14 protein-coding genes and 1 pseudogene are annotated in these 16,453 nt (G+C 74.0%); 8 read left to right on the top strand and 7 right to left on the bottom strand.

The features are described 5' to 3' along the window. The first annotated feature begins 183 nt into the window (after positions 1 to 183). Complete coding sequence (locus tag ACF09K_RS13265; RefSeq protein ID WP_392243077.1) at positions 184 to 1,674, top strand: alpha/beta hydrolase family protein; 1,491 nt, start codon at positions 184 to 186, stop codon at positions 1,672 to 1,674. A gap of 146 nt (positions 1,675 to 1,820) precedes the next feature. Then, positions 1,821 to 2,210, top strand: a complete 390-nt coding sequence (locus ACF09K_RS13260; protein ID WP_392243075.1) for a MarR family winged helix-turn-helix transcriptional regulator — start codon at positions 1,821 to 1,823, stop codon at positions 2,208 to 2,210. An 85-nt stretch (positions 2,211 to 2,295) separates the two neighbouring features. Here the strand turns inward: ACF09K_RS13260 and ACF09K_RS13255 are convergent, their stop codons facing one another. Beyond that, positions 2,296 to 2,685 (bottom strand): SseB family protein, encoded by a 390-nt coding sequence (locus ACF09K_RS13255; protein WP_392243074.1) that lies wholly within the window; start codon positions 2,683 to 2,685, stop codon positions 2,296 to 2,298. A gap of 134 nt (positions 2,686 to 2,819) precedes the next feature. After that, positions 2,820 to 3,437, bottom strand: a complete 618-nt coding sequence (locus tag ACF09K_RS13250; RefSeq protein WP_392243072.1) for a MerR family transcriptional regulator — start codon at positions 3,435 to 3,437, stop codon at positions 2,820 to 2,822. Positions 3,438 to 3,575: 138 nt separating this feature from the next. On the opposite strand from ACF09K_RS13250, the gene ACF09K_RS13245 reads away from it, so the two are divergent. After that, the gene (locus tag ACF09K_RS13245) at positions 3,576 to 3,977 is read left to right on the top strand and encodes a DUF3291 domain-containing protein (RefSeq protein WP_392243071.1); all 402 of its coding nucleotides are present in this window, start codon (positions 3,576 to 3,578) and stop codon (positions 3,975 to 3,977) included. Between the two features lie 333 nt (positions 3,978 to 4,310). Then, the gene (locus tag ACF09K_RS13240; RefSeq protein WP_392243069.1) at positions 4,311 to 5,756 is read left to right on the top strand and encodes a glyceraldehyde-3-phosphate dehydrogenase; all 1,446 of its coding nucleotides are present in this window, start codon (positions 4,311 to 4,313) and stop codon (positions 5,754 to 5,756) included. A gap of 73 nt (positions 5,757 to 5,829) precedes the next feature. Here ACF09K_RS13240 and gndA read toward each other — a convergent pair whose 3' ends face one another. Continuing rightward, complete coding sequence (gene gndA / locus ACF09K_RS13235) at positions 5,830 to 7,272, bottom strand: NADP-dependent phosphogluconate dehydrogenase (RefSeq protein WP_392243068.1); 1,443 nt, start codon at positions 7,270 to 7,272, stop codon at positions 5,830 to 5,832. Between the two features lie 332 nt (positions 7,273 to 7,604). Here gndA and ACF09K_RS13230 point away from each other — a divergent pair, with 332 nt between their 5' ends. Then, on the top strand, positions 7,605 to 8,183 hold the full coding sequence (locus ACF09K_RS13230; RefSeq protein WP_392243066.1) for a hypothetical protein: 579 nt from the start codon (positions 7,605 to 7,607) through the stop codon (positions 8,181 to 8,183). Positions 8,184 to 8,336: 153 nt separating this feature from the next. On the opposite strand, the pseudogene ACF09K_RS13225 reads toward ACF09K_RS13230, so the two are convergent. Together ACF09K_RS13225 and ACF09K_RS13220 are read right to left on the bottom strand one after the other, a co-directional pair. Next, positions 8,337 to 8,823, bottom strand: a pseudogene (locus ACF09K_RS13225) (TetR/AcrR family transcriptional regulator). Between the two features lie 89 nt (positions 8,824 to 8,912). Continuing rightward, positions 8,913 to 10,973 (bottom strand): discoidin domain-containing protein, encoded by a 2,061-nt coding sequence (locus ACF09K_RS13220; RefSeq protein ID WP_392243064.1) that lies wholly within the window; start codon positions 10,971 to 10,973, stop codon positions 8,913 to 8,915. Positions 10,974 to 11,431: 458 nt separating this feature from the next. Here ACF09K_RS13220 and ACF09K_RS13215 point away from each other — a divergent pair, with 458 nt between their 5' ends. Together ACF09K_RS13215 and ACF09K_RS13210 are read left to right on the top strand one after the other, a co-directional pair. Then, positions 11,432 to 12,247, top strand: a complete 816-nt coding sequence (locus ACF09K_RS13215; protein WP_392243063.1) for an SAM-dependent methyltransferase — start codon at positions 11,432 to 11,434, stop codon at positions 12,245 to 12,247. Positions 12,248 to 12,460: 213 nt separating this feature from the next. Next, on the top strand, positions 12,461 to 13,939 hold the full coding sequence (locus ACF09K_RS13210; RefSeq protein WP_392243061.1) for a glutamate--cysteine ligase: 1,479 nt from the start codon (positions 12,461 to 12,463) through the stop codon (positions 13,937 to 13,939). A 91-nt stretch (positions 13,940 to 14,030) separates the two neighbouring features. Here the strand turns inward: ACF09K_RS13210 and ACF09K_RS13205 are convergent, their stop codons facing one another. Together ACF09K_RS13205 and ACF09K_RS13200 are read right to left on the bottom strand one after the other, a co-directional pair. Continuing rightward, positions 14,031 to 14,366, bottom strand: coding sequence for a YnfA family protein (locus ACF09K_RS13205; protein ID WP_392243060.1), 336 nt, complete (start codon positions 14,364 to 14,366; stop codon positions 14,031 to 14,033). 268 nt (positions 14,367 to 14,634) lie between these two features. Further along, positions 14,635 to 14,895, bottom strand: a complete 261-nt coding sequence (locus tag ACF09K_RS13200) for a hypothetical protein (protein WP_392243059.1) — start codon at positions 14,893 to 14,895, stop codon at positions 14,635 to 14,637. A gap of 522 nt (positions 14,896 to 15,417) precedes the next feature. Here ACF09K_RS13200 and ACF09K_RS13195 point away from each other — a divergent pair. Beyond that, positions 15,418 to 16,407, top strand: a complete 990-nt coding sequence (locus ACF09K_RS13195) for an LD-carboxypeptidase (protein ID WP_392243058.1) — start codon at positions 15,418 to 15,420, stop codon at positions 16,405 to 16,407. Positions 16,408 to 16,453: the final 46 nt, after the last annotated feature.

The following is a 16,453-nucleotide window of genomic DNA, read 5'->3' as shown; positions in this document are numbered from 1 at the left end:
CGGCACCGCCCCGGGGTACGACCGCGGGAGGAGCCCCGCCGCCTTCCGCGGCCGCGGCGCGGCCGTCGACCCGGCGTGCCCGGCTCCGGTCGCACGGGTGAGGCGCCCGGATGCGACTCCGGTCGTACGGGGGAGGTGCCCCGGAATGCGACCGCGGTCGCATGCGGGGGCGACCCGGGGCCGATGTGGCACGGCGTGCCCCGCCCCGAGGATGGCCGGGTGACCGAGATCATCGCGGGGCTGTACCTGTCCCCTCCGGAATTCCTCGCCCTGCTGGGCGCCGTCGCGCTGGTGGTGGCGCGCTGGCTTCCCCCCGCCGCCCGCCCGCGCGTCACGATCGCGGCGGGGGCGGTTCTCGTGCCGTCCGCGATCGTGCTGGGCGCGGTGGGGATCCGCTGGCAGATGCTGCCCGTCCTGGCGGGCGCCGCCGTCGCGGCGCCGTTCGCCCTCTCGCCCCTGCTGCGACGCCGCACCGGCCGGCCGGCGTGGCGGGCCCGACGGTGGCTGGCGGTGCCGGGGTCGGTGGCCTGCGTCGGCCTGATCGCCACGGGCCCGGTGGCCGCCTGGGCCTTTCCCGTGCCCGTGTTCCCCGAGCCGTCGGGCCGTTTCGCGGTCGGCACCCGCGTGGTGCAGTGGACCGATCCGCGCCGCCCCGAGAGCTTCACCGCCGACCCGCACGACCGGCGCACGGTCGTGGTCCAGCTCTGGTATCCCGCGCGGAAGAGCCCCGCGGGCGCGCCTCGCGCCCCGTACCTCGGGCGCACGGAGCACGAGGCGCGCACCGTTTCCGATGCCCTCGCCCGCCAGGTCGGCCTGCCCGGCTTCCTGGTCGACGGCGTGCCGCGGGCCCGCACCCGTGCGGTCTTCGACGCCCCGGTGGCCGACGCGGGCGGACGGTTCCCGGTCGTGCTGTTCTCCCCCGGGTCGGGCGGGGTGCGTACCCAGAACACGGCCTGGGCGGAGGAACTGGCCAGCCACGGCTACGTGGTCGCCGCCCTCGACCACCCGTACGACTCCGCGGCCGTCGTCCTCGCCGACGGCCGGACGATCCGCTCCGAGACCGTCTCCACCGGGGACCGGGAGGAGGACGAGAGGCTGGCGGCCGGCTGGACGGCCGTGCGGGCCGCCGACCTCGGCTTCGTCCTCACCCAGCTGGACCGTCTGGGCGGAGGGGAGATCACCGGCCCGCTGACCGGACGCCTGGACACCGGCCGGGTCGCGGTCACCGGCCACTCCATGGGGGGTGCCGCCGCTCTGCTGGCAGCCCGGCGGGACCGCCGGTTCGACGCCGTCGTCGATCTGGACGGCTACCCCCACGGCCCCGTCTCCCCCGCCCTCCGCCAGCCGGCGCTCGCGCTCACCCAGGCCATCACCTCGGGAACCGACCCGCGTTACCTGCCCCGCCTCACCGAGGCCCTCGAGCTCAGCACCGCGACGAGCTACCGGCTCACCGTCCCCGGCGCCGCGCACCTCACCTTCATGGACGGCCCCCTCTACCTGCCGCCCGTGCCCTCGCTGGTCGGCTCCCTGGGCCGCACCGAGAGCCCGCACGTCGTCGCCGCGGCCACTCTCGCCTTCCTGGACGCCACCCTGCGGCACGAACCCGGTGACCTGGCCGGCGTCCTGTCGGCCTACGGGGACCTCAGCGTCCACCACCCGGACGACGGCCGCTGATCGGCCGTGCCGGGCGGCCGGCTGCACGGTGGCCCCTCCCCCGGACCCCGGTCGCCCGGTCCCCCTGCCGCCGCGTCGCCGAGGGCCCTTGCGCCCGCATTAGTTGCACAGTAAACAAACCGGGTTCCCGGTGTTACCGTGCAGGTATGGCAGCGAAGACGGCCGGAACGGACCTCGAGGACCGGTGGCGGGACATCCTGTCGGTGCACGCGCGCACGACGTGCGAGATCGACCGCGCGCTGCATCCGCACGGTCTCGGGGCGAGCGACTTCGAGGTGCTCGACATCCTGGCCGCCGAGGCGCCCCGGCCGGGCGACCAGTGCCGGGTGCAGAACCTCGTCGGACGCGTCCACCTGAGCCAGAGCGCCCTCTCCCGCCTCATAGGGCGGCTGGAGAAGGACGGCCTGGTGGAGCGGTCCGTCTGCGCGGAGGACCGGCGCGGGGTGTGGGTCGCCCTCACCCCGAAGGGCCGGGCCCTGCACGGCGAGGTGCTGCCGCTCCAGCGCGAGGTGCTGACCCGCATGCTGGCCGGCTGAGCCCGGCACGGCAGGGCCGGCACGACCGGCCCGGCACGGCGGGGCCGCGGCGCCCACGGGGCCGGGCTCGTGGTGACGGGCGGTCTCAGCGGGCCAGCAGGGTGCGCACCCCTTCCGAGGTGAGGGTCAGCGGGTGGTCGCCCGCGGCGTCGATGGAGAGGGACAGTTCGCCCTCCGGCCACTGGTGGGCCAGTGCGCCGAGGGGCACCAGGCGGTAGCGGTCCACCCCCGGGAGCAGGTCGGCCATCTCCGGTTCGGAGGTGAAGACCGGGACGACGGGCGACGTGCCCGGCTGCTCCAGGACGGGCAGGGCCAGCATGCTGGGGTTGGTCACGTCCTCGTCGGTGGCGTCCTCGGGCACCGGCACCAGCACCTCGCAGTGCGCGAGGGTGTCCAGTGCGTTCGTGTCGCCGGTGTCCCTGGCCAGCGCGTCCAGCGCCCGCGCGGCGGCGGTGTCGTGGGCGGGTGTCTCCATGGCAGCTCCCCGGGTAGCGGTGGTTGGCGGGTCCGGCCACGCGTACCCAGTCCACCGGCGGGCAATCGGGCTCCGGCCGTCCGGCTCGTCCGGCTCGTCCCGCCCGCCGCCGCGGGCGCCGTCTCCGGGGGCGGCTACGGCGTGTGGCGCCGGGCCGACTCGTTCTCCTGGGCCATCCGGCGCAGCGCCATCAGGGCGGGTTCCAGCAGGACGGTCAGCAGCAGGGCCCGCTCGGCGCTCTCCAGCGGGTCGGTGAGGCCGTCGAGCTGGTCGAGGTCGACGGCGGCGACGCGTTCGGCGAGCCGGGCGTAGGCCAGCAGGGTGTGGCGTTCCACGGGGACGCCGAGCGAGTGCAGCGAGGTCAGGGCCCCGGCGAGGGTGGCGCGGGCGGGCGCCCTCTCGTGCACGCGCCAGCCCAGCTCCTCGACGAGCGCCTCGACCTCGCCGGCCGCCGGGTCCGGTGCGGGGGAATCGCCGGACAGCGACACGGAGCCCAGGGCGAGGCCGAGCAGGACGTGGGGGTCGCCGGGGTGCGCCGCCAGCGCGTCCAGCACCTCGCGGGTGGTGGCGACGGACAGTCCCCGCACACCGGTCAGCGCGCGGATCAGGCGCAGGCGGCGCAGGTGCTGGTCGTCGTACTCCGCCTGGGTCGCGGAGGTCTGCCGGCCGGGCGGGAGGAGCCCCTCGCGGAGGTAGTACTTGATCGTCGCGACGGGGACGCCGCTGCGGCGGCTCAGCTCGGACATGCGCATCGGGACGGCTCCGCTCTGGAAATTGGATACCTCCACTGTCTAACATGGATAGTGAAGGTATCCAATTGTTCCGCCACGGATGCCTCTTCCCGCGCCGCCCGTTTTCCCGTCCCGCCCGTCTCACGGAAGGGCACAGCCATGCCCACCCTGCCCTGGACCACGCTCGACGAGCCCGCCCCCGGCGCCGAGGCCGTCGTCATGGCCTCCCGCTTCGAGGTCCGCTCCCTCAAGGACGTCCCGCGCTTCTTCCTGAAATCCCTCGGCGCGTGGCGGCAGGTCACCCGCGCGCCGGGCGCGTACGGCGCCTCGCTCGTCGCCCAGCCCTTCAAGCGCACCTTCTGGACCCTGTCGGCCTGGGAGAGCGAGGAGGCCCTGTACCGGTACGCGCGGACCGAACCGCACCGGTCGGCCATGACCGGGCTGCGCGCCACGACGAAGGCCTCGGCGTTCACGTTCTGGCGGGTCCCGGCCGCCGGACTGCCCGTCGACTGGGCGGAGGCCCGCCGCCGCCTCGCCGAGCAGGAACGCACCGGCGCCTGAGCGACACCACGGTCCGCGAGGTCGGCGGCGCGCTCGGCACCGCCGTACCGAGCACCGCGTTCGTGGCGCACGGCGGCACACGGGGACCGCAGGAGTCCGTCGACGGATGCGGCCCCGCGGCGTGGACCGGTGCCGCCGCGGGGCCGCTCGGCGCGCCGTGCGCCCCCGGCATCCCGCGCCGGCCGCGCGCCGGCGACACGGCCGGGAGCCACCGCGACGAAGGGCCGCGTCCTCGCGTTCCGGGCCCGCGCCCACCTGAGCGGGGGGCCGCTTGAATGATCGAAGGAGGGGGTGGTTAGCATATGAGCGCCACCTAGCTCGAAAGAGAATCCTGTGACTGTCAACGACGACTCGTTCACCAACTGGAAGCACCGCGAGGAGATCGCGGAGTCGATGATCCCGATGATCGGGAAACTCCACCGGGAGCGGGACGTCACCGTCCTGCTGCACAGCCGCTCCCTGGTGAACAAGTCGGTGGTGAGCATCCTCAAGACCCACCGCTTCGCCCGGCAGATCGCCGGCGAGGAGCTCTCGGTCACCGAGACCCTGCCGTTCCTGCAGGCCCTCACCGCGCTCGACCTCGGCCCGTCCCAGATCGACATCGGCCTGCTCGCCGAGCACTACCGGACGGACGACCACGGCCTGTCGGTGCCGGAGTTCACCGCCGAGGCCGTGGCCGGCGCCACCGGCGCCCACAAGATCGAGCGCCGGGAGCCGCGCGACGTCGTGCTGTACGGCTTCGGCCGCATCGGCCGCCTCGTCGCCCGCCTGCTCATCGAGAAGTCCGGGTCCGGCAACGGCCTGCGGCTGCGCGCCGTCGTGGTGCGCGGGGGCGGCGAGCAGGACCTCGTCAAGCGGGCGTCGCTGCTGCGCCGTGACTCCGTGCACGGCCAGTTCCAGGGCACGATCACCGTCGACGAGGACAACAGCACCATCGTCGCCAACGGCAACGAGATCAAGGTGATCTACGCCGACGACCCGAGCCAGGTCGACTACACGGCGTACGGCATCACCGACGCCATCCTCATCGACAACACCGGCAAGTGGCGTGACCGCGAGGGGCTGTCGAAGCACCTGCGCCCCGGCATCGACAAGGTCGTGCTGACCGCGCCCGGCAAGGGCGACGTCCCCAACATCGTGCACGGCGTCAACCACGACACGATCAAGCCGGACGAGCGGATCCTGTCCTGCGCGTCCTGCACCACCAACGCGATCGTCCCGCCGCTGAAGGCGATGGCGGACGAGTACGGCGTGCTGCGCGGCCACGTGGAGACCGTCCACTCGTTCACCAACGACCAGAACCTGCTGGACAACTACCACAAGTCCGACCGCCGGGGCCGCTCCGCGCCGCTCAACATGGTCATCACCGAGACGGGCGCCGCCTCCGCCGTCGCCAAGGCGCTGCCCGACCTCGACGCGCGGATCACCGGCAGCTCGATCCGCGTGCCGGTGCCGGACGTGTCGATCGCGATCCTCAACCTCCAGCTGGCCCGCGAGGCCGGCCGCGAGGAGGTCCTCGACTACCTGCGGGACGTCTCGCTGACCTCGCCGCTGAAGCGCCAGATCGACTTCATCAGCGCCCCCGACGCGGTCTCCAGCGACTTCATCGGCTCGCGCCACGCCTCGATCGTCGACGCCGGCGCCCTGAAGGTGGAGGGCGACAACGCGATCCTCTACCTCTGGTACGACAACGAGTTCGGCTACTCCTGCCAGGTCGTCCGCGTCGTCCAGCACGTGTCGGGCGTCGAGTACCCGACGTTCCCGGCGCCGCGCGCCTGACCGCCGCGTCCGGCCCGGCCCGCCCGACCGCCGCGTCCGGCCCGGTTCCCCCGGGCCGGACGCGGGGTGCGCCTCAGCCCGAGACCGTCTCCGGGCGGCCGGGCTCGGCCCACCGCGTGTGGAAGGCGCCGGGCCGGTCGGTGCGGCCGTAGGTGTGCGCGCCGAAGTAGTCGCGCTGGCCCTGGAGCAGGGCCGCGGGGAGCCGGCCGGCGCGCAGGGTGTCGTAGTGCGCGAGGGCCGCGGAGAACGCGGGCACCGGGACGCCCCGGCGGGCCGCGGAGGCCACCGTCTCGCGCCAGGGCACCTGGGCGTCGGTGATCTCCATCGCGAACTCCATCTCCCCCAGCAGGCTGACCAGTTCGGGGTCGGCGGCACAGGCGGCGCGGATCCGGTCCAGGAACGAGGCGCGGATGATGCAGCCGCCGCGCCAGATCCGGGCGACCGCGCCCAGGTCGATCTTCCAGCCGTACTCGCCCGCCGCGTCCTGGATCATCTTCCAGCCCTGGTCGTAGGCGATGACCTTCGAGGCGTACAGGGCGTGCTCCACCTGTGAGGTGAAGCGCGCGGCCTCCGTGCGGCTCATCGCGGGGGTGGTGCCGCCGGGCAGCCCGGCGTACGCGGCGCGCAGGGCCGTCTGGCCGGAGGCGGCACGGGCGAAGGTGGCCTGGGCGATGGCGGTGACCGGCGAGCCGAGGTCGAGGGCGGTCTGCACGGTCCAGCGGCCGGTGCCCTTCTGCCCGGCCGCGTCGGTCACGACGTCCACGAACGGCGCCCCGGTGGCCCCGTCGGTGTGGGCGAGGACCTCCGCGGTGATCTCGACGAGGTAGGAGCCGAGCCGCCCCCGGTTCCAGGTGCGGAAGACGTCCGCGATCTCGGCCGGGGTGTATCCGGCGACCTGGCGCAGCAGGTCGTAGGCCTCCGCGATGAGCTGCATGTCGGCGTACTCGATGCCGTTGTGGACCATCTTGACGAAGTGCCCGGCGCCGTCGGTGCCGACGTGCGCGGCGCAGGGCTCGCCGCCGACCCGCGCGCTGACCGCCTCGAACATCGGCCCGAGCACGTCGTACGCCTCGGCCGAGCCGCCGACCATGATCGACGGCCCCTCCAGGGCGCCCTCCTCGCCGCCGGAGACGCCGGCGCCGACGAAGTGGAGGCCACGCGCGCGCAGCGCCTCCTCGCGGCGGCGGGTGTCGGCGAAGTGGGCGTTGCCCCCGTCGACGATCATGTCGCCGGGCTCCAGGAGCGGGGCGAACTCGTCGATGACGGCGTCCGTGACGGCTCCCGCCTGCACCATGATCATCAGCCGGCGGGGGCGTTCGAGGGCGGCGACGAACTCCCGGGCCGTCTCCGCCGCGACGAACGCGCCCTCGTGGCCGAACTCCTCGACGAGCGCGCGGGTGCGGCCGGCGGTGCGGTTGTGGACGGCGACGGTGTACCCGTTGCGGGCGAAGTTCCGGGCGAGGTTGCGGCCCATCACACCGAGACCGGTGACACCGATGGCGGCGGTTGCGTTCATGAGGCGGGTTCCCTTGGATCGACTGGCTCGGTTAGCTCGACGGCGGGGCCGGGGGTGCACGGCCCCTCGTGCCCCCGGATACGGCCGGGAGGCCGGATCGTCTCGATGGCGGCGCCGGTGATCGCGGAAGCGGGTGGCGCGTCGCCCGGTGGTCGCCCCCCTCGACGTCCCGTCGCCCGCGGGGCGTGCCCCACGGGGTGCCGACCAGCCGGTGAACGCCTGGGGTGGACGGTTCACCGGTGGCCTGCCCGGGGCATGTTCGTCCCCGGGGCGGTCCTCGCCGTGCGGTGGCGCCCCGCTCGGGACGGGCGACGGACGAGGGGGAGGAAGCGGTGGGTTGGACGACGGAGGAGTTCGGGGAGTCCCACGAGGGCATCGCGGGCGCGGTCCTGGCCGACGGCAGCGAGCCCAAGCCGGTGTACCTGGACTTCGGCAGCTGCGCCGACAGCGTGCTGGAGACCAGCGAGTGGTGGGCGTACGACGGCAGGCTCCGCCGCCCGAGAGCGGCCGGCTTCCGCGCGGCCTGCGCGTGCGGCTGGCGCGGCGAGACCCATCCGATCGACGGGGGGTGGACGGCCGGCGGCCGGCTCCACGACCTGGACGTCTCCGCCGCGCGCAGTGACTGGCGGGTGCACATCCGCGCCGTCGAGCGCCGGACCGTGCCGCTCCCCGAACAGCTCACGCACCTGATCCACCAGCTGGAGGAGCAGCTGACCACTCTGACCGAGCGGGCGCCGGTGGCCGCCCTCAAGGCCGTGACCACGCTGGAGCGGCTGCTGCCCGACATCGGGCAGGAGGCGGCCCGGGCGGTGCGCGACGACGAGCTGTCCTGGGAGTCGGTCGGCACGGCGCTGGGCGTCAGCCCGGACCGGGCCCGTTCCCTGCTCAGCCACTACCTGCTGCGCCGCTGAGCACGACGGCCGTCGGTGCGCGGGATCCCTCCCCCGGCACGGCGGCTGCCGTCCGGTGGCCGGCGCGGGCCCGCGGGAGGGGCGGGGAGACGCGCCGCCCCGGCCCCGTTCCCGGTCGGACGACGGCCCGCCCCTCGGCCGGACGACGGCCCGTCACGGGGGCCGCACCAGGTCGGCGACGTGGACGGTGACGGTGTCGAGGACACCGGCCCAGGCGGTTTCGTCGCCGAGGACCAGGTAGTTGAGGGTGAGCCCGTCGGTCATGGCGGCCAGGTAGCGGGCCAGGACGGCTACGGGCACGTGCAGTTCGAGGTCCGTGCTCGCGCGCAGCTCCTCGACGAGTTCGGCGTAGGTGTCGGCGTACAGCTCGTACTGGCGTCGTGCGAGATGCCCGGACGGTCTCCTCCAGGGTGGCCCGCGGCCGGATCGCCTCCCGGACGACCCCGGCGTAGTGGTCGGTGATCGTCGTGATGACGGACTCGACGAGGGCCTGCTTGGAGTCGAGGCAGTAGGGGAAGACGCTCAGGGACACGCCCGCCTCGGCGGCGATGGACCGGGTCGTCGCGGCGGCGACGCCGTCGCGGGCCGTCACCCGGATCGCCGCCCCGGTGGGCTGCCGGCGGCGTTCGGCCGACGGCATCCGTGCCCTGCGCGTGTCCTTCGTGCTCGTGGCGGTCCGCCCGCCCCCGGGCAGGCAGGCGGGCGGGCGGACCGGGGCGGGGTGCGTGCTCAGCCGCTGTGCACGCCGACCTCGTACAGCGAGTACCCCCACTGCGTGCCGCGCGCCAGGCCCTGCACGCGGACGTGGCGGGCGGGGGTGGCGGTGAAGCGGGCGGTGTCCAGGCCGCCGTCACCGGAGGCCGTGGACCAGACCGTCCGCCAGTCCCGGCCGTCGGTGGAGAGATCGATCCGGTACGACTTCCCGTACGCGCGTTCCCAGTCGAGGGTGACGCGTCCGACCGGGTGCGTGGCGCCGAGGTCGATCCGCAGCCACTGGCCGTCGCTGCGGTCACTGGCCCAGCGGGTACCGGGGTCGCCGTCCACCGCGCGGCCCGCCCCGTAATCGGTGAGGAGGTTCCACTCCTGCGAACTGGCCTTCGCCGCAGCGCCCTCGGCGAGGTTCACGCCCGCCCGGTGCGTCTCGGTGCCGCCCCAGGTGTCGAGGTAGGACTCCGCCCCGCGGAACAGGTCGTCGACCACGTCCTGGCCGCCGACCAGGCGGACGTCCTCGATCCAGTCGGGGACCATGCCGTAGTGGGCGGCTCCGTCGGTGTTGAGGTCCCAGGTGCGGTCGCCGGTGGTCTGCCGGTCGATGACGGACCCGCCGTCGACGCTGCGGAAGGGGTACGTCACCGGGTCGGCGGCGTCCGCGCCGCGCGGGGCAGGCCAGCCGCCGACGCCGTTCATGTCGGTGCCGTAGCCGTAGCCGACGCCGTACTTGTCGCGCAGGGCGTCCGTGCGCCCCGCCTCCGCGCTGAACTCCTCGGAGCCGTGCATGTACTGGGCGACGAAGCCGCCGAGGCCGTAGACCCGCTCGGTCCAGCCGAGGTCCATCCAGCTGTGCGAGGAGAGCACGCCGGGGTAGGAGGCGGACTCGAGGATGTCGAGGACGCGGCCGGTGGCCTTGACGCTCATGTGGTCGATCTCGAGCATCATCCTGCGTTGCATCATGCCGCGCACGGCGTACTCGCCGAGGGCGGTGAGCCCGCGGACGTTGCACCGGGCGTCCTCGTCGTAGGCGGGGACCTCGACGCCGGCCGGCAGGTCCTCCTCCGCCCCGGAGGCCGCGGTGCCGATGGGGTTGTCGTGCTGCGGGCCGGTGCACCTCTCCGTCTTCCAGAAGGTGCCCGTGGACAGGAACTGCCCGACGTTGACGGCCGTTCCGAGGCCGCCCTCGTCGAAGCGGACGCCGCACAGCGCGTTGTCGAACTTGTGGCACAGGAACATGCTGCGCACGCCGAGCGCGTACAGCTCGTCCAGGCCCTTGTCGATGTCCTCCCGGTCGCACTGCGCGACGTCGAGGACCTGCTTGCAGCCGAAGGGCTCCGAGGTCTCGACGCCGAGGATCACCGCGAGCTTGCCCTGCTCGACCACCCGGCGGGCCTGGGCGCTGTCGGTGACGATCCGGAACCAGCCCTTGCCGGTGCCGCCGTACATCCCGTCGACGTAGGCCTGGAGGTCGTACGTGAGTTTCGCCTGGAGGCGGATCGACGTCATCTCGTCGCAGCCGCGGTCCTTGAAGAAGTACACCGAGCAGATCACGCCGTTGGTGACGAGGTCGTTGACGAGCACCCGCTGGCCGCCGCGCCAGGCGCGCTCCACCCAGGCGTAGTAGTTCTGCTGGTGGGTCAGCGAGTCGTGGGCGGGCCAGTCCTCGAAGGTGGGCCAGCCGACCGGGTCGTGCCTGCCGTCGCCGCCCCTGGTGATGTAGTCGAAGACCGCGAGGGAGCCGTCGGGGTAGTGCTCGGGGCAGTCCTTGAGCGCGTCGGCGACGCCCGCCTCGGAGAAGACCTTGCCGCAGATGAGGCGGCCGCCGAAGGCCTCGTTGGCGAACAGGTGGTCGTGCGCGTCGACGAAGCCGCGCACCTCCCCCCGGGCGTTCGTGCCGGTGAACGGTTCGCCGGTGACGCCGATCCCGGAGTCGGGGGCGGGCCGGGCGGTCGGGTCCCACCAGTCGGCGCCGGCCGCCGAACTCGGCGTCGGGCCGAAGGTCAGGGAGAGCACGAGCAGGAGCAGCGACACGACGGTGAGCTGCCGGTGTCTGCGGTACGGGCGGCCGGTACGGGTCACTGCCCACGTCCCTCGGTCGGCGGGAGCGCGCGGTGACGGGCCGGGGACGCCGGGGATCCGGGGACGCCCACGACCCCACGGAATTGTCATGACCGCGCAATAGTTGCGACGAGGATCGCCACTGCCGGGTCGCGAGTCAAGGGTCCGGGACGACCGACCTGATGGGACCGACCTGATGGGAACGACCCGACGGGAACGGCTCGATGGGACCGGCTCGACGGGCAAGGGCGGGACGGGGCCGGGGCGGGACGAGCCGGGGCGGGACGGCGCCCGGGTGGGGCGGTCGGGTCACGCCGGGCGGGGCGGGTGGGGTACTCGGGGCGGGCGCGCCGCACGCGGGCCGGGCCACCGTGGGGCAGGTTCGTTCGAAGAGGTGAACTGGTGTGCACACCGTGGCTGTTGGGACGTACGTTGTGCGGTGGAACCTGCACGCCTCGGCTGAAAGACGGACGCCACCCATGAGCGACTCAGCGACGACGCCCGGATCGTCGGTGCACCAGAAGATCGACACCTCGGTCCCGCACTCGGCCCGGATCTGGAACTACTGGCTCGGCGGGAAGGACAACTACCCCGTCGACGAGGAGGCCGGCGACGCCTACACCGCCGTCTTCCCCGGCATCGTCACCATCGCCCGCAGCAGCCGGGCCTTCCTGCGCCGCAACATCACCTACCTGGTGTCCGAGGCGGGCATCCGGCAGTTCCTGGACATCGGCACCGGCCTGCCGACCGCCGAGAACACCCACGAGGTCGCCCAGGGCATCGCCCCCGAGTCCCGGATCGTCTACGTCGACAACGACCCGATGGTCCTCGCGCACGCCCGCGCCCTGCTCTACTCCACCCGCGAGGGCGCGACCGCCTACATCGACGCCGACGTCCTCGACCCGGACCGCATCCTGGCGGCGGCCGCCGAGACGCTGGACCTCGGCCGGCCCACCGCCCTCATCCTGAGCAACATCCTCGGTCACGTGGCCGACTACGACCGGGGGCGCGAGCTGGTGACCCGGCTCATGGGGGCCCTGCCGTCGGGCAGCTACCTCTCGATCAACGACGGCTCCCGTGGCATCGACCCCGTCTTCGAAGCGGCCCAGGACTCCTACAACACCAGCGGCGCCGTCCCGTACAACCTGCGGACCGTCGAGGAGATCACCTCGTTCTTCGACGGGCTGGAGCTGGTCGAGCCCGGCGTGGTCTCCGTGCCCCTGTGGCGTCCGGACCCCTCCGCGACCGCGCCCGAGGTCATCGCCGAGCACGGAGGCCTCGCCCGCAAGCCGTGATGCGCCGCGGGACCGGCGGCGGGGCACCCGGACGGGGGCGCGAGCCTGCCGTCCGGGAGCGGTCCGGTGCCGGCGCCGCGGCCGGTCCGGGCTCACGTGGCCGGTCCGGGCTCACGTGGCCGGGGGCGCCCGGCTCACGTGGTCGGGGGCGCCCGGTGGTGCGACGCTGGACGGGAGAGCTGTCCGAGACGGAGCCGGACCCCGGGAGGCCTCATGGGACGGGACGTCCCGGCGGTGGTCTTCACGCGCGAGGACCGGCGCCGGTACCGGATCAAGATGCAGGAGTGCCTCGACGCGTTCGCCCAGATGCTGCGCGAGGACCGGTTCGCGTCCGAGCGGCCCCGGGTGGGGCTGGAGATCGAGCTGAACCTCGTCGACGACGCGGCAGAGCCGGCGATGCGCAACAGCGACGTGCTGGAGGCGATCGCGGACCCGGCCTGGGCCACCGAGCTGGGCCGCTTCAACCTCGAGATCAACGTGCCGCCGCGCCGTCTGACGGAGGGCGGCCCCGACGCGTGGGAGTCGGAGATCCGTGCCGCGCTGAACCACGCCGACGAGCGGGCCAGGTCGGTCGGCGCGCAGCTGATCACGGTCGGCATCCTGCCGACGCTGCGCCAGGAGCACATCGGCGAGGCCGCCCTGTCGGAGAACCCCCGCTACCGGCTGCTCAACGACCAGGTGTTCGCGGCCCGGGGCGAGGACCTGCGCATCGAGGTGGACGGCGTCGACCGGCTGCGCACGTACGCGGACACGATCACCCCGGAGGCCGCGTGCACCAGCACCCAGTTCCACCTCCAGGTCCCCCCGGAGGAGTTCCCCGCCTACTGGAACGCCGCGCAGGCCGTCGCCGGGGTGCAGATCGGGCTGGCCGCCAACGCGCCGTTCCTGTTCGGCAGGGAACTGTGGCACGAGACCCGGATCCCCCTGTTCGAGCAGGCCACCGACACCCGCCCGCAGGAGATCAAGGTGCAGGGGGTGCGGCCCCGGGTGTGGTTCGGGGAGCGGTGGATCACCAGCGTCTTCGACCTGTTCGAGGAGAACCTGCGCTACTTCCCCGCGCTCCTGCCGCTGTGCGACGAGCAGGACCCGACGGAGACGCTGGAGCGTGGTGACGTCCCCGAGCTGGGCGAGCTGACCCTGCACAACGGCACCATCTACCGCTGGAACCGCCCGGTCTACGCGGTCGCCGACGGCATCCCGCACGTCAGGGTGGAGAACCGGGTGCTGCCCGCCGGTCCGACCGTCGCCGACACCCTGGCCAACGGCGCCTTCTACTACGGCCTGACCCGCGCCCTGGTGGAGGAGGAACGGCCGGTGTGGTCCCGGATGTCCTTCGCGGCCGCCGAGGAGAACCTGCACCTGGCGGCCCGGCACGGCATCGAGGCGTCCCTGTACTGGCCGGGGATGGGCGAGGCGCCGGTGCCCGAGCTGGTCCTGCGGCGGCTGCTGCCGCTGGCGCACCGGGGCCTGGAGCTGTCCGGGATGGACGCGGCCTGGCGGGAGCCCCTGCTCGGCGTCATCGAGCAGCGGTGCGTCACGGCCCGCAACGGCGCGGTCTGGCAGAAGGAGATGTTCCACCACCTGGCCGCCTCCCCCGGTGTGGGCCGCGACGAGGCGCTGCGGCGCATGACGCGGCAGTACATCGACTACATGCATCTCAACGCCCCCGCGCACACCTGGCCGGTGGACTGAGGGGGAGCCGACGGGAGCGGCGGGACGACGGAGAGCCGGCGAGAGCGGCGAGGCGACGGGACAGCCGGCGAGAGCGGTGAGGAGGAGCAGGTCAGCGGCTGCGGGGCGCGTACATGATCACGGCCATGCCCGCGAGGCACACCAGGGCGCCGACGACGTCCCAGCGGTCGGGGCGGTAGCCGTCGGCGACCATGCCCCACACGATCGACCCGGCCACGAAGATCCCGCCGTACGCGGCGAGAACGCGCCCGAAGTCGTCGTCGGACTGGAAGGTGGCCACCACCCCGTACAGCCCCAGCGCGACGACACCGGCACCGGCCCAGATCCACCCCCGGTGCTCGCGGACGCCCTGCCACACCAGCCAGGCGCCGCCGATCTCGAAGAGGGCGGCGACGACGAACAGGGCGACGGAACGGACGACGGTCATGCCGACCGACCCTACCGGCGGCCTGCGCCCGTGGTCCCCAGCGGGCCCCGGGCCCCTCGCAGCCGCGTCCGCCGTCACCGGCGGTCCCGTCTCCACGTCCGCCGTCCAGCCCCTCACCGCACCCGACGGCGCCACCCGCACAGGGCACGGGCTCGGCGCGGAAACTCCCGTTCCCCTCCCGGACCACCGGACGGACCACAGCCGGCACCCGTACTCCTGCGCACCGGAACCCACCCGTGCGCACCCGACCGCCGGCGGTCCACATCCCTCAGCCGCACGGCCGGCCCGGGCCCCCGTCCGGCCCGGCCTGCCCGTCCGGCGGTCGCGCGCCGAGGCCGGCCAGGACCAGTCCCGCGGCGATGAGCGGCCCCTCGGCCAGGGCGACGCCGGTGACCAGGGCGGCGACCCCGGCGGCCAGCGTGCACCGGGCCCCGGTACGGCGGCGCCGGCGAGGCCGTACGGGCCGCGGACCGTCGGGCGGAAGGCGTCCCCCGAGGACGGCCGGACACTCGTCGTCGGGCTGCGGCACGGCGCGCCTCCCTTCCCTGGGCGATCCGGGGCGCGGCCCTTCCGGGGTCCGGTCGCCCGCGGGGCGGCGGCCCGGCCCGCCGACGTGTTCCAGCGGCTCCCGACCCGATGCCCAACTGGCTTATTTCCTGGGGAAGTAGGGGCAAACTCCACCCCCGGCCACGGCCCCGGCACGATCCGCCGGGCAGCCCCTGGCGGTCGGCCCCGGAAATCGTCCGGGGTCGGCTTCGAGGCCCGGCTCCGTGTCGGTCCGTCGGTGGTCCGGGGCGGCAGGTCGGGGCGGCGGGCCGGGGCGGCGGGCAGCGTCGAGGGCGCCCTCGGAAGTACCGGGGAGTACCGGGGAGTACCGGCGAACGTTCCTCGGCACCAGCCGTCCCCGGGTCACCGTCGTCCCGACGGGGAAGTGGTCGGGGGCCGTCGGCCTCCTGCCGGGATTCCGGGGCCCGGCTCGATCGCGTCGAGGAGGCGGAATACCCGTGGTGCCCGCGTGGTTGTCCGCGGTTGTCGATCAGCAAGGAGACCCATGTCTGTGATCCGTCGTCCCCGTGCGCTTCGTTCCGGCGATCTCGTGGTCGTCACCGCGCCCTCGGGCCGGCTCGAGCCGGGCGAGGAACCGCTGCTCGCCCGCGGTGTGGCGGTACTCGAACGGATGGGTTTCCGCGTGCGGGTCAGCCCGATGGTCGACTCCGCGCGGAGCCGCTGGTGGGCGGCGGGCGCTCCGGCGGAGCAGGCCGCCGAGCTCAACGCGCTGCTCCGGGATCCGGAGGTGCGGGCCGTCGTCGCGCACACCGGTGGCCAGGCGACCATCGGTTATCTCGACCTGATCGATCTGGACGCGGTCCGGGCCGACCCGAAGCCGATCCTCGGCTACAGCGACATCTCGCTGCTGCACATGGCGCTGTACTCCAGAACCGGCCTCGTCGGCTTCCACGCCGACATCGCCACCCACGGTTTCGGCAGCGACTGGTACACGTTGGGCGACGAGGCCCGCCGGTCCGAGCTCGTCGACCTCTACGCCCGTGTGCTCACCAAGGCCGAGGCGCCGGGCGCGCTGCCGCCAGGGGGGGCGTGGGAGACCTGGCAGCCGGGCCGCGCGCAGGGACCACTGGTCGGCGGCTTGCTGAACCGCCTGGTCCAGTTGCAGGCGACACCGTTCGCACTGGCCGCCGAACGGTTCGACGGCGCCGTCCTGTTCTGGGAAGAGCTGCAGCGGCCGGTCACGCGGATCTGGTGCGACCTGCACGCCCTGCGGCTGTCCGGTGTGCTGGACCGGATCGCGGGCATGGTGATCGGCATCCCGAGCGAGGTCACGCCCTACGAGGACGGCGGAGACCAGGTCGGTCTGCGCGATGTCGTGCTCGACGTCCTGGCGCGGCGCGACATCCCCGTCCTCGCCGGGGTCGACTTCGGCCACACCTCGCCGAACCTGCCGCTGCCCCTCGGCGTCCGCGCGGACGTGGACGCCGACAACCGGACCCTGTCCCTGCTCGAGCCGGCGGTCGCCGAACGCTGAGTGCCGTCGGATCCCGGCACGGGTTTCGGCGGGCCGCGTCTCGACC

The organism is Streptomyces sp. NPDC014882 (genome assembly GCF_043081325.1).
GTDB lineage: Bacteria > Actinomycetota > Actinomycetes > Streptomycetales > Streptomycetaceae > Streptomyces.
Note: the sequence above shows the minus strand (reverse complement) of the source record. Positions and strands in the feature narration are given on the sequence as shown.